This window comes from Micromonospora sp. CNB394 (assembly GCF_000374985.1).
Taxonomy (GTDB): domain Bacteria; phylum Actinomycetota; class Actinomycetes; order Mycobacteriales; family Micromonosporaceae; genus Micromonospora; species Micromonospora marina.
On the sequence record NZ_KB895831.1, the window covers coordinates 1 to 12,616 of the forward strand.

Consider the following 12,616-nt stretch of genomic DNA (forward strand, 5'->3'; position numbering starts at 1 on the left):
CGTGCACCGCAGAGTCATGATCCGCGACTGGCTCACCGAGCGCACCGACGACATCGAGATGCACTTCCTGCCCGGCTACGCCCCTGAACTCAACCCCGTGGAACTGCTCAACCACGACGTCAAACACCATGTCGCACAAGCCCGCCCGGCCAGCCCTACAGATCTGGCCACCGCAGCCAGCCGGCACCTACGCCGCCGGCAGAACCAGCCAGCCACGGTGAAAGCCTTCTTCGGCAAGCCCGAAGTCCGCTACGCCGCAGAATAACCACGGCACATTTGCCCTACCCCTCAATAATAAGGGGCCCTTCCTCTACCGGAGGCGTTAAGAGGGGGCCCTTCCTTACAGGTCGGCGAGGATGCGCCGGGCCGCGTTGTGCCCGGCCGCGCCGATCACGCTGCCCGCCGGGTGGCAGCCGGCGCTGCCCGCGTACACGCCGTCCACCCCCGTCGCGTACGGCATCCGGTCGGTGAACGACACGGTGTTGTCGACGTGGTGGATGTGGCCGCCGGTGATGCCGAAGTGCGCCTCGATGCCGGGCGGCGGCAGCGGCACCGCGTCCGCGACCAGGTCGGCGGCGCCCGGGGCGTACCGCTCGCAGATTGCGATCAGCCGCTCCACGTAGCCGGGCAGCACCGCGTCCCAGGTGGTGCCGGTCGGCTCGTAGGGGACCGACTGCACGAACAGCGCCGACGAGTGGTGCCCCGCCTCGTCGGACAGTGACGGGTCGACAGTGGTGTGCAGGTACCACTCGATGGTCGGCTCGTCCGGCAGCCGCCCGGCCCGCACGTCCGCCCACATGCCGCGCAGCGCCGCCATCGGCGACTCGCCGCCGTCGCCGACCAGCGAGGCCGAGCCGGGCAGCAGGTGGATGGTCGATCCGAACGGGCTCGGCGCGTCGTCGGGCAGGCAGGAGAAGCGCGGCAGCCCGGTCAACGCCAGGTTGAGCTTGAGCGTGGTGCCGGGGCGGCGGACCGCCGCCATCCGCGCGCCCAGCTCCGCCGGGAGCGCGCCGTCGGGCAGCAGCTCCATCAGCCGGTACGGGTCGCAGGCGCCGAGCACCACCGGGGCGTCCACCTCCCGGCCGCCGGCGAGCGTCACCCCGGCGGCGGCGCCTCCGGCCAGCCGGATCCCGGTGACCGGCGCGTCGGCGACGACCCGCGCTCCGGCGCGCTCGGCGGCCTCGGCGAACATGCGGGACACGGTGCCCATGCCGCCCCGGGTGATCATCCAGGTGCCGTCCGCGCCCGGCAACCGGCACATGTTGTGCACCAGGAAGTTGTGGCCCGTGCCGGGATCGTCCGGGCCGGCGTTGAGCCCGGACAGGCCGTCGGTGACCGCGTACATGCTGACCAGCAGCTCGGAGCGGAAGTCGAAGCGGGCCAGGTGGTCGGCGACCGAGCCGCGTACCAGGTCGACGAAGACCTGCCGCAGCGCGGGCCGCACGTAGCGTTCCGCGGTCTCCTCGACCGGCATCGGCTCGGCCAGCCACGCCGGGGCGAGATCCTCCCGCAGTTGGGCCAGCTCGGCGTGCAGCGCGTCGTCGGCGGCGACGTCGGCGGGGGAGAACATCTCCGCGAGCTGCCGCCGGCCGGCGGCGATGTCGCTGCCGGCCAGCAGGTACGGCGAGCCGGGCCCGCCCGGCGTGGGCAGGAAGTAGTGCGGGTCGCGGCGCAGCACCGGGATGGTCACGTCGAGCGTGGCCAGCAGTTCCGGCGGCATCAGCCCGAGCAGGTACGACCCGGTGGAGTGGCGCAGCCCGGGCACCTTCGGGAACGGGTTCTCGGTGCGGGTCGCCCCGCCGATCACTCCTGATGCCTCCAGCACCAGCACGTCCAGGCCGGCGCGGGCCAGCAGGATCGCCGAGACCAGGCCGTTGTGCCCGGCGCCGACGATCACGACGTCGGCGCGGGACGGCAGCTCATTCGCGCCGCTCATGCTGGGCCGGCTGGGCATGCGCTCACGGCCCTCGCTTCGCTCGGTGCGTTCGCTCATGCTGTGCGGGCTGGGCATGCGCTCACGGCCCTCGCTTCGCTCGGTGCGTTCGCTCATGCTCGCGCAGCCTATCCGCGGCCGGGCCCCGACGGGAGGGTTCGCGGCGGGGCGCTACCGTTCCGGGCATGTCCCCGGCTGTCCAGATCGCGCTCGCGGTGACGCTCGTCGTGGTGCTCCTCCTCCTGCTCGTGCTGCGGCGCGACCGGCCCCGGGATCTGGTCGTCCCCGATCGCCCGGCTGGCGACGGGCAGGTCGAGGTGCTCCGGCTGGCCCGCGCGGGGCGTACGGTCGAGGCGGTACGGGTGCTCCGCCGGCAGACCGGGCTGCCGCTGCTGGACGCGAAGCGGGTGGTGGACGCGCTGGAGGCCGGCGGATCCTGGTCGCCGGGCGGCCCGGTGCCGGGACGGGGCGTCGACGACGCGGTGCGGGCCGAGGCCGCGCGGCTGCTGCACCGGGGCCGGAAGATCCAGGCGATCAAGGTGGTGCGGGAGCACACGCACATGTCGCTCGCCGACGCCAAGCGGTACGTCGAGGGACTCTGACGCCGGACGGCCGTCACCGGGCGTTCACCCGGTAGCGGCAGTTGTCGATGCTTTTCTGTCCTACCGTCGACGGGAAACCCACCGCCTCCGGGAGGTAATCCCCGATGGATCGTCGTACCGTCCTGCGTGCCACCGCCGCCGGTGGCACCGCTGCTTTCGCCGGTGCTCTCTGGGCCGCCGCGGCCGCCCGGGCCCAGCCCGCCCAGCCCGGCTCCGGCCCGTACGGCGACCTGCTGGCCGCCGACGCCAACGGCCTCCAGTTGCCGGCCGGCTTCACCAGCCGGGTGATCGCGCGTTCCGGGCAGCGGGTCGCCGGCACCTCGTACACCTGGCACCCGGCGCCGGACGGCGGCGCCTGCTTCCCGTCCGGCACCGGCTGGATCTACGTCTCCAACTCGGAGGTTCCGCTCGTCGGTGGCGCCTCGGCGGTGCGGTTCGCCGCCGACGGGGCCATCGTCGCCGCGTACCGGATCCTCGGCGGCACGAACGTCAACTGCGCCGGTGGGCCGACCCCGTGGGGAACCTGGCTGTCCTGCGAGGAGGTGCCGCTGGGACGGGTCTTCGAGACCTGGCCCGAGGGCGGCCGGTCCGGCGAGGAGCGGACCCGGATGGGCCGCTTCAAGCACGAGGCGGCGGCCTGCGACCCGGTGCGCCGGGTGGTCTACCTGACCGAGGACGAGGGGGACGGCTGCTTCTACCGGTTCGTCCCGGACACCTGGGGCGACCTGCGTACCGGCAAGGTGCAGGTGCTGTGCGCCCCGGACGGCCAGGTGACCGGGCCGGTGACCTGGCGGGACCTGCCGGACCGCGACGGGTTCCCGGTGCCCACCCGCTACCAGGTGGGCGCGGCGCAGACGTTCGACGGCGGCGAGGGCTGCTGGTACGCGGACGACACCTGCTGGTTCACCACCAAGGGCGACAACCGGGTGTGGGCGTACGACGCGGTGAACCAGCGGCTCGACCTCGCGTACGACGACTCGCTGGTGCCGGCCGGGGCCGCGCCGCTGACCGGCGTCGACAACATCACCGGCACCGCGGGAGGTGACCTCTACGTGGCCGAGGACGGCGGCAACATGGAGATCAACATGATCACGCCGGCCGGTGTGGTGACCCCGTTCCTGCGGCTGCTCGGGCAGGCCGAGTCGGAACTCACCGGGCCGGCGTTCTCCCCGGACGGCAGCCGGCTCTACTTCTCCTCGCAGCGCGGCACCAGCGGCGCCCGGGTCGGCACCGGCGGCATCACGTACGAGGTACGCGGCCCGTTCCGGCGCTGACCCGTACCGTCAGGGGCGGGCCGCCTCCCGGGTGGCCCGCCACCGGCTCGCCGCCAGCGTGGCCGAGTAGCCGGACAGCACGATCACGTGGAACAGGTACAGCCAGAGCAGCACCGCCACGCCGCCGCCGATCTCGTCGAACCCGCCGAACGGCACGCCCAGGTCCAGCGGCAGCGAGCAGAACAGCACGAAACCGTGCAGGAAGCCGGACAGGTTCGCCGCTGTGAACGAACCTAGGCCCACCGTGACGAGCCAGTCCGGGGAGGCCGGGCCGACCACCCGGAACACCCAGATCAGCACCGGCGTGAGCACCAGCCACACCGCCAGGAACGACAGCACCACGCCGAGTGCGCCGATCCAGCCGCCCTGGCGCACCAGCCGGGTGGTCATCGGCAGTCCGAGCAGGATCGACAGCAGTAGCGCCGGGGCCGGCGCCAGCAGCGGGAGCAGCAGCAGGCGACCCCGCCAGCCGACGAGCGCGCCGGACTCGGCGCGCGGCTCGGCCACCGAGACGAACGCGCGGCGCAGCCCTTCGCCGTACAGGGAGGCGGGCAGCAGCGAGGCCAGTGCCAGCAGCGGGGTCAGCCCCAGCCCGGCCTCGACGAGCGCGGCCGCCGCCCGGTGCGCGCCGATCTCCGTGGGCAGCGTGTCGATGGCGTACCCGGTCAGCCGCCGCACCCGGTCCGCCCCGGCGAGCAGCCCGGTCAGCCAGATCGCCAGCAGCGCCACCGGCACCACGGCGATCGCGCTGTAGAAGGTGATCGCGGCGGCGTGCAGCGACAGGTCCCGGCCACGGACCGGCCGGAACGCCGCAGCCGTGATCCGCTTGGTCCGCTCCCACCCGTCGCCCATCGCCCTCTCGTTCCCCGTACGACCCCGCGCCACGCATTACGATCCGGCGGCATGACGATCGCCACGACCGAGCGGCTGGTGCTGCGGGACTGGACCGAGTCGCCAGGCGACCTGGGCCGGATCTACGACATCTATTCCCGAGACGAGGTGATGCGCTGGCTGGGCGGCGGCAAGGGGCGGATGACCGACCCGTCCGAGGCGCTCGAACGGGTCCGGATGTGGCACGAACGCTGGACGCCGTACGCCGGCCGCTGGGGCCTGTGGGCGATCGAGCCGCGTGCCGGCGGACCGGTGGCCGGGAGCATCCTGCTCAAGCCGCTACCGGGACGCGACGGGGTCACGCTGACCGACGACATCGAGGTCGGCTGGCACCTGCACCCCGACGCCCAGGGCCGCGGCTACGCCACCGAGGCGGCCCACGCGGTGCTGGAGCGCGAGTTCGCCACCGGCACCCCGCGGGTGTACGCGGTGGTGATGGCCGGGAACGACCCGTCGATGGCGGTGGCCCGGCGGCTCGGTATGACGCACGCGGGTGTGCGCACCGACTGGTACGGCGGCGCCGAACTGGAGACCTTCGTCCTGGAGCGCCCCGCCTGACCGTGCGGAGAGAGGGGCGCACAGGGTGCGACCGGCGGCTCCGGGAACGTGTGGGCCTCGGGTGCGATCAGCAGGTTTCCGCGCCGCCAGGTGAGAGGATGAAGCACTCAGTGAGGTGCAGAAGGTGAGCGCCCCCATGTCGACCGACGCCGAGCGCAACCCGGACTGGCCGGGCACGGTTCACGTGCCGGCTGACGAACTCGCACGTCGCCAGGGCGTCGAGCCGGTCACCAGTCTCGACGACCTCGCCCGTCCGGACCTGATCGAATCGGACGAGGAACTGGAACGCTTCCTCGCCGACCTGTACGCCTCACGGCGCGAGGGACTGGCTTGAGCATCGTCGTCCTGGACACCGACGTGGCATCGGCCATTCTGCGAGGCCGGGTCGACGAGCGGTTGAGAGCGCGGCTGACCGGGGCGACCCTCGCCATCACCTTCGTGACGCTGGGAGAGCTGACCAGATGGACCGTGGTGCGGAGCTGGGGCCCGCGCAGGTTGGCTGACCTCGCGCGCTGGCGGCGGAACCTGGTCCTGTTGCCTTTCGACGAGACCGTCGCGGTGCGTTGGGGGCGAATTCAGGCAGCGGCCCAGCTTCGTGGACGGCCGCGGCCGGTCAACGACTCATGGATCGCCGCGTGCTGCTGCGGCGCATCTCCGTCTCGCCGGGCACTCCGGGACGAACCGTGGTGGGGCGCTGGGGAACAATGGTCCGGTGACCACTCCCCGAGATCTCGTGCTGCTCGGTTCGACCGGCTCGATCGGCACCCAGGCCATCGACATCGTCAAGCGCAACCCGGACCGCTTCCGGGTGGTGGCGCTGGGCGCGGGTGGCGGCAACGTCGACCTGCTCGCCACGCAGGCGCTGGAGCTGGGCGTGGAGGCCGTCGGTGTGGCCCGCGCGTCCGCCGCGCAGGATCTTCAGCTGGCGTTCTACGCCGAGGCGAGCCGGCGCGGCTGGGCCACCGGCGACTTCAAGCTGCCGAAGATCGTGGCCGGGCCGGACGCGATGACCGAGCTGGCGCAGTGGCCGTGCGACGTGGTGCTCAACGGCGTGGTCGGCTCGCTGGGCCTGCCGCCGACGCTGGCCGCGCTGCACGCCGGGCGTACCCTCGCGCTCGCCAACAAGGAGTCCCTCGTCGCCGGCGGCCCGCTGGTGCGGGCCGCGCTGTCGCGGCACCCGGGTCGCAGCCAGATCGTTCCGGTCGACTCCGAGCACTCGGCGCTGGCGCAGTGCCTGCGCGGCGGTGCCCGGGGCGAGGTGCGGCGGCTGGTGGTAACCGCCAGCGGCGGCCCGTTCCGGGGCCGGCGGCGCGACGAGCTGACCGCCGTCACGCCGGAGCAGGCGCTGGCGCACCCGACCTGGAACATGGGCCCGGTCGTCACGATCAACTCCGCCACGATGGTCAACAAGGCGCTGGAGGTGATCGAGGCGCACGAGCTGTTCGACGTGCCGTACGCCGACATCGAGGTGATGGTGCACCCGCAGTCGGTGATCCACTCGATGGTCGAGTTCACCGACGGCTCCACACTCGCCCAGGCCAGCCCGCCGGACATGCGGCTGCCCATCGCGCTGGGCATCGGCTGGCCGGACCGCGTGCCCGGCGCCGCCGCGGCGGTCGACTGGACCGGCGCGCACGCCTGGGAGTTCTTCCCGCTCGACGACGCGGCGTTCCCGGCGGTCGCGCTGGCCAAGGCGGCGGGTGAGGCGGGGCGCTGCCGCCCGGCGATCTACAACGCGGCGAACGAGGAGTGCGTGGCGGCGTTCGTCGCGGGCCGGTTGCCGTTCCTCGGCATCGTCGACACCCTCCAGCGGGTGCTGGAGGACGCTCCCGATTTCGACGAACCAGGTACCGTCGAGGACGTGCTCGCCGCCGAGTCGTGGGCACGGGCGCACGCCCAGGAGATCATCGTCGGGTCGGTGGAAGGAGCTCGATGAGCTATCTGCTCGGGGTGGTGCTGTTCGCCCTCGCGATCCTCATCTCGGTGAGCCTGCACGAGGCGGGGCACATGCTGACCGCCAAGGCGTTCGGGATGAAGGTCACCCGCTACTTCGTCGGCTTCGGCCCGACGCTCTGGTCGTTCAGGCGGGGTGAGACCGAGTACGGCATCAAGGGCATCCCGCTCGGCGGCTTCTGCAAGATCGTCGGCATGACACCGCAGGACGACGACGTCGAGCCCGGGGACGAGAAGCGCGCCATGTGGCGCTACCCGGTGTGGAAGCGGACGATCGTGATGTCCGCGGGTTCGATCACCCACTTCGCCCTGGCCCTGGTCGCCCTCTGGATCATCGCGGTGTCGGTCGGGCTGCCGAACCCGAAGTTCCCCACCACCGAGGCCGGCTACCGGGCCGAACCGGCGGTGATCGCCCCCGTCCCGTGCGTCACGGTGGACAAGGTCCGTGCCTGCCAGCCCGGCGACCCGGCCAGCCCGGCCGAGAAGGCCCAGCTCAAGGAGGGCGACCGGATCACCGCGGTGAACGGCAAGCCGGTCTCCACCTGGGGCGACATGCTCGACGTGGTCCGCGCCACCCCGCCCGGCGCGGTCACCGTCACCTACCTGCGCGACGGCACCTCGCAGGACGCCAGGGTCGACCTGGCCGCGGTGCAGCGCCCGCCGCTGGGCGACCCGGAGGGCGCCACCTCGCCGGTCTCCGCGCTCGGCGTGGTGCTCTCGCCCACCACCCCGACCCGGGTCGAGTACGGCCCGGTCGCCGCGTTCGGCGCCACCGCCGACTTCACCGGCAACATGGCCGTGCAGACCGCGCAGGCCATGCAGCGCATCCCGCAGAAGGTGCCGGCGTTGTGGGACGCGATCACCGGCGGCGAGCGCGACGTGGACACCCCGATCAGCGTGGTCGGCGCCAGCCGGCTCGGCGGCGAGGCCGTGGAGAACAACGCCTGGCTGGTGTTCTTCATGCTCTTCGTGTCGCTGAACTTCTTCATCGGCGTGTTCAACCTGCTGCCGTTGCTCCCGCTGGACGGTGGCCACATCGCCATCGCCTGGTTCGAACGGGCGCGGTCCTGGCTCTACGCGCGCATCGGCCGCTCCGACCCGGGCCGCGTCGACTACCTCAAACTCATGCCGTTCACGTACGCGGTGATCCTGATCGGTGGCGCGTTCACGCTGCTGACCGTCACCGCTGATGTCATCAACCCGATCACGCTCTTCTCAAGGTGAGTGCCTGAAGTGACCGCTGTCAGTCTCGGTATGCCCCCCGTACCGCCGCCGCCGCTGGCCCCGCGCCGGGCCAGCCGCCAGATCATGGTCGGTTCGGTGCCGGTCGGTGGTGGCGCGCCGGTCTCGGTGCAGTCCATGACCACCACCCTCACCGCCGACGTCAACGCCACGCTCCAGCAGATCGCCGAGCTGACCGCGTCCGGCTGCCAGATCGTCAGGGTCGCCGTGCCGTCGCAGGACGACGTGGAGGCGCTGCCCGCGATCGCCAGGAAGTCGCAGATCCCGGTGATCGCCGACATCCACTTCCAGCCGAAGTACGTCTTCGCCGCGATCGACGCCGGCTGCGCCGCGGTGCGGGTGAACCCGGGCAACATCCGGCAGTTCGACGACAAGGTCAAGGAGATCGCGCGGGCCGCCGGCGACGCGGGCGTGCCGATCCGGATCGGCGTCAACGCCGGCTCGCTGGACAAGCGCCTGTTGGCCAAGTACGGCAAGGCCACCGCCGAGGCCCTGGTGGAGTCGGCGCTGTGGGAGTGCTCGCTGTTCGAGGAGCACGGCTACCGGGACATCAAGATCTCGGTCAAGCACAACGACCCGGTGGTGATGATCCGCGCGTACCGGCTGCTGGCCGAGAAGTGCGACTACCCGCTGCACCTCGGCGTCACCGAGGCGGGCCCGGCGTTCCAGGGCACGATCAAGTCGGCGGTGGCGTTCGGCGCGCTGCTGGCCGAGGGCATCGGCGACACCATCCGGGTCTCGCTGTCCGCCCCGCCGGTCGAGGAGATCAAGGTCGGCGCCGCGATCCTGGAGTCGCTGGGCCTGCGTGAGCGTGGCCTGGAGATCGTCTCCTGCCCGTCCTGCGGCCGGGCGCAGGTCGACGTCTACAAGTTGGCCGAGGAGGTCACCGCCGGCTTGGAGGGCCTGCCGGTGCCGCTGCGCGTCGCGGTCATGGGCTGCGTGGTGAACGGTCCGGGTGAGGCCCGCGAGGCCGACCTGGGCGTGGCCTCCGGCAACGGGAAGGGCCAGATCTTCGTCAAGGGCAAGGTCGTCAAGACGGTGCCCGAGGCGCAGATCGTGGAGACGCTGATCGAGGAGGCGCTGCGGATCGCCGACGAGATGGGCGCCGAGATCCCCGAGGAACTGCGCGACCTGGTGCCGGGTGGCGCCACTGTCACCGTGCACTGATCCGCTCTCCGCGTCGCCGTGCGGCCGTCCCCGGCATCGGGGGCGGCCGCACGCGCGTTCGCGGACCGGTGCGCACGGCGTCACCGCGCGCCGGGTGTGTCCGGGTCGCGCCGCCCGGCGCTCACTCGGACTCGGCGAGGATGGCGTAGAGCTTGCGCCGGGTCTCGTCGAGGACCTGCACGGCGCGGGCGCGCTGGTCGTCGGTGCCGGTGGTCATCACCTGCCGCAGCGCCTGCATGGCCTGCGCGCCGGCGTCGCGGATGTCGTGCCAGCTGTTTACTGTCTGCTCGGCGAACTCCGCCCACGGCGGGGCCTGCGCCGCGCCGGTCGCCTCGGCCTGCCCCGCCTCGGTCAGCGCGAACCGCTTGCGCCCGCCCTCGGAGTCGGCGGCGGTCGCGATGACGCCCTCGTCCTCCAGCAGTTGCAGCGTCGGGTAGATCGAGCCGGGGCTGGGCCGCCAGGCCCCGCCGGTGCGGGAGTCGATCTCCTGGATCATCTCGTAGCCGTGCATCGGCCGCTCGGTGAGCAGGGCCAGCACGGCGCCGCGGACGTTCGGCCGCCGTCCGAGTCCCCGGCCGCCTCGGCCCCGCCCGCGACCGTGCGGTCCGGGGGAGAAGGGCGGCGGGCCCGGGGGTACGGGCGGGAATCCGAAGCCGCCGTGGCGGCGCATCTCGTCGTGCACGGCGTGCATGCGTCGATGGAAACCCATCAGTCGTTCTCCTTCTGTCGTGTGTCGCTGATGCATCAACGATATATCGGCAATGCATCGCCGACAAGACGTCAGGCCGACGGAAATGCAAACCGTACGTACGTCTTGCTAATGTGCCGGTGTGCGCCTGCTCCCCGAACCGGGCCCGTCCCGGACCCTCGCCCTCTCCACGCTCGTCAACACCCGTCGGGCGGGGCACCTGGCTCACCGCCAGCGCACTGTTCCTCACCCGGTCGGTAGGGCTCTCGGTGACCCAGGTCGGTGTGGCGCTCACCCTCACGGCGCTGGTCAGCCTCGTGGCGAGCACGCCGATGGGCTACCTCGCCGACCGCCTCGGCCCGCGCGGCCTCCAGCTGTCCGCGCTGCTCGCCTCGGCCGGGTGCACGGCCGCCCTGGTCGCGGTGCGCTCGTTCACCGGCTTCCTGGTCGTCGGCATGCTGATGGCGGTCGCCGACGCGGGCACCCGTGGCGCCCGGGGCGCGCTGATCGCCGGTGCCGTCCCACCCGACCAGCGGGTCCGCACCCGCGCCTACCTGCGCGCTGTCACCAACGTCGGGATCTCGGTGGGCACCGTGCTGGCCGGGTTCGCGCTCGCCGCCGACACCCGCGGCGCGTACGTCACGCTGATCCTGCTCGACGCCGCCACGTATCTGCTGGCGGCGGCGGTGCTGCTGCGGCTCCCGCCGGTGCCGCCGATGCCCGCTCCGGCGCACGGGCCCCGGCTGATCGCGCTGCGGGACCGCCCCTTCCTCGCCTTCACCGTGCTGGACGGGCTCATGTCCATGCACTTCTCGCTGATCAACATCGCCCTGCCGTTGTGGATCGCCGGGCACACCACCGCGCCGAACTGGCTGATCTCCGCCTGCCTGCTGGTCAACACCGTGGTGGTGATCCTGTTCCAGGTCCGGGCCTCGCGGGGCACCGAGGACCTGACCGGCGCGGGCCGGGCCGCCCGGCGGGCGGGCGTCCTGCTAGCGGCCGCGTGCGCGCTGTTCGCGGCCGGTGGCGGGGTGCCGGTCGCCTTCGCGGTGCCGCTGCTGCTGGCCGGTGCGCTGGTGCACGTCGTGGGGGAGTTGTGGCACGCGGCGGCCGGCTGGGGCATCTCCTTCGGCCTGGCCCCGGCGCACGCGCACGGGCAGTACCAGGGCGCGTACGGGATGGGCATGCAGCTCGGCTCGATGGTCGCCCCGGTGGTCGTGACCACGCTCGCGATCGGGTGGGGCGTGCCCGGGTGGCTGGTGCTCGGCGTGGTGTTCCTGCTGCTCGGCGTGCTGGTGCCGCCGGTGGTGCGGTGGGCCGCCCGGACCCGGCCGCCGGTGCCCGAACCGGTGCCGGCGGCTGCGGGTTGAGCGCGGTGCGGCAGGTGCCCGGTCGGCCCGCGCGCGCCGGGGTGGATCTGGCAGGCTGGTAGCCGTGCTCACGGTGCCGGTACGCCAACTGGGGGAGTCGGAGCGCCGCGCGGTCGAGCGGCTGCTCGACCTCGACCCGTACGCCGGCGCGCAGGTCGCCGAGCGGGTGGCGGCACGCGGGCTGGCGTGGTGGCGGGCCGAGGCGCGGATCCTCGGGTACGGCTCCCGCCGGCACCTGGAGTCGATCTGCTGGCTGGGCGGCAACCTCACCCCGGTGCTCGCGTCCGAGTCGGCGGTGACCGCGTTCGCCGACCAGCTGAGCGCCGAGGAGCGGCTCTGTTCCTCGATCGTGGGCAGTGCCGACGCGGTGCTCGGGCTCTGGGACCGCCTCTCCGCCTACTGGGGGCCGGCTCGGGACGTACGCCCGAACCAGCCGCTGCTGGCCACCGACGCGCTGCCCGCCGTGGCGCCCGACCCGCAGGTCCGGCGGGTGCGCGGCAACGAGGTCGACCGGCTGTTCCCGGCGGCGGTGGCGATGTACACCGAGGAGGTCGGGGTGTCGCCGCTGGCGGAGGACGGCGGGCGTGGCTACCGGCGGCGGGTGACCGAGCTGGTGCGCGCCGGCCGCGCCTACGCCCGTTTCGTCGACGGGCGGGTGGTCTTCAAGGCGGAGCTGGCGGTGGTGACCCGCCGGACCGCGCAGGTGCAGGGCGTCTGGGTGGCACCCGAGTGGCGTGGCCGGGGCATCGCCACCGCCGCGATGGCCGCCGTGGTCCGCGACGCGCTGGCCCGGGTCGCGCCCACCGTGAGCCTCTACGTCAACGACTTCAACCTGCCCGCCCGCCGGGTCTACGAGCGCTGCGGTTTCCGCCCGGTCGGCACGCTCGCCACAGTGCTGTTCTGAGGATCACTCCCGCCGGACCGTCCCGAACCGGACA

General features: G+C 72.9%; 13 protein-coding genes and 1 pseudogene. 11 read left to right on the forward strand and 3 right to left on the reverse strand.

Features of this window, described 5'->3' with window-relative positions; translation table 11 throughout:
• The coding region (locus C569_RS30120) for a transposase (protein WP_018785838.1) at positions 1–265 on the forward strand (265 nt) is incomplete at its 5' end.
• Positions 266–340: 75 nt separating this feature from the next.
• Here the strand turns inward: C569_RS30120 and C569_RS0111035 are convergent.
• Complete coding sequence (locus C569_RS0111035) at positions 341–1,936, reverse strand: NAD(P)/FAD-dependent oxidoreductase (protein WP_026267994.1); 1,596 nt, start codon at positions 1,934–1,936, stop codon at positions 341–343.
• Positions 1,937–2,118: 182 nt separating this feature from the next.
• Between C569_RS0111035 and C569_RS0111040 the strand changes: the two genes are divergently transcribed.
• Together C569_RS0111040 and C569_RS0111045 are read left to right on the forward strand one after the other, a co-directional pair.
• Positions 2,119–2,535: a 50S ribosomal protein L7/L12 gene (locus C569_RS0111040; RefSeq protein ID WP_018785840.1), complete on the forward strand. Its 417-nt coding sequence runs from the start codon at positions 2,119–2,121 to the stop codon at positions 2,533–2,535.
• A 104-nt stretch (positions 2,536–2,639) separates the two neighbouring features.
• Positions 2,640–3,809, forward strand: a complete 1,170-nt coding sequence (locus C569_RS0111045; RefSeq protein ID WP_018785841.1) for an alkaline phosphatase PhoX — start codon at positions 2,640–2,642, stop codon at positions 3,807–3,809.
• A gap of 9 nt (positions 3,810–3,818) precedes the next feature.
• On the opposite strand, the gene C569_RS0111050 is transcribed toward C569_RS0111045, so the two are convergent.
• On the reverse strand, positions 3,819–4,661 hold the full coding sequence (locus C569_RS0111050; protein WP_018785842.1) for a YhjD/YihY/BrkB family envelope integrity protein: 843 nt from the start codon (positions 4,659–4,661) through the stop codon (positions 3,819–3,821).
• Between the two features lie 51 nt (positions 4,662–4,712).
• Between C569_RS0111050 and C569_RS0111055 the strand changes: the two genes are divergently transcribed.
• The 6 genes and pseudogenes from C569_RS0111055 to ispG all read left to right on the forward strand — a co-directional run bounded on the left by C569_RS0111055 (position 4,713) and on the right by ispG (position 9,620).
• Entirely contained in the window at positions 4,713–5,258 is a 546-nt protein-coding gene (locus tag C569_RS0111055) for a GNAT family N-acetyltransferase (RefSeq protein WP_018785843.1), read from the forward strand.
• A gap of 124 nt (positions 5,259–5,382) precedes the next feature.
• Complete coding sequence (locus C569_RS0111060; protein WP_231394761.1) at positions 5,383–5,592, forward strand: hypothetical protein; 210 nt, start codon at positions 5,383–5,385, stop codon at positions 5,590–5,592.
• Positions 5,589–5,888: pseudogene (locus tag C569_RS32240) on the forward strand (PIN domain-containing protein); the annotation flags it as partial. The gene C569_RS0111060 and the pseudogene C569_RS32240, both read left to right, overlap by 4 nt.
• 82 nt (positions 5,889–5,970) lie before the next feature.
• Positions 5,971–7,194 carry a 1-deoxy-D-xylulose-5-phosphate reductoisomerase gene (gene dxr, locus C569_RS0111065; RefSeq protein WP_026267995.1) on the forward strand — a complete coding sequence of 408 codons (1,224 nt, stop codon included), beginning with the start codon at positions 5,971–5,973 and terminating at the stop codon, positions 7,192–7,194.
• Positions 7,191–8,435, forward strand: coding sequence for an RIP metalloprotease (locus tag C569_RS0111070; protein WP_018785846.1), 1,245 nt, complete (start codon positions 7,191–7,193; stop codon positions 8,433–8,435). The genes dxr and C569_RS0111070 overlap by 4 nt, the downstream gene beginning before the upstream one ends.
• A gap of 9 nt (positions 8,436–8,444) precedes the next feature.
• Positions 8,445–9,620: a flavodoxin-dependent (E)-4-hydroxy-3-methylbut-2-enyl-diphosphate synthase gene (gene ispG, locus C569_RS0111075; protein ID WP_026267996.1), complete on the forward strand. Its 1,176-nt coding sequence runs from the start codon at positions 8,445–8,447 to the stop codon at positions 9,618–9,620.
• A gap of 121 nt (positions 9,621–9,741) precedes the next feature.
• Here ispG and C569_RS0111080 read toward each other — a convergent pair whose 3' ends face one another.
• Positions 9,742–10,329 carry a PadR family transcriptional regulator gene (locus tag C569_RS0111080; protein ID WP_026267997.1) on the reverse strand — a complete coding sequence of 196 codons (588 nt, stop codon included), beginning with the start codon at positions 10,327–10,329 and terminating at the stop codon, positions 9,742–9,744.
• 248 nt (positions 10,330–10,577) lie between these two features.
• On the opposite strand from C569_RS0111080, the gene C569_RS30125 reads away from it, so the two are divergent.
• Positions 10,578–11,678 (forward strand): MFS transporter, encoded by a 1,101-nt coding sequence (locus tag C569_RS30125; RefSeq protein ID WP_018785849.1) that lies wholly within the window; start codon positions 10,578–10,580, stop codon positions 11,676–11,678.
• Between the two features lie 64 nt (positions 11,679–11,742).
• Entirely contained in the window at positions 11,743–12,582 is an 840-nt protein-coding gene (locus C569_RS0111090; RefSeq protein WP_018785850.1) for a DUF4081 domain-containing GNAT family N-acetyltransferase, read from the forward strand.
• The last annotated feature ends 34 nt before the right edge of the window (positions 12,583–12,616 follow it).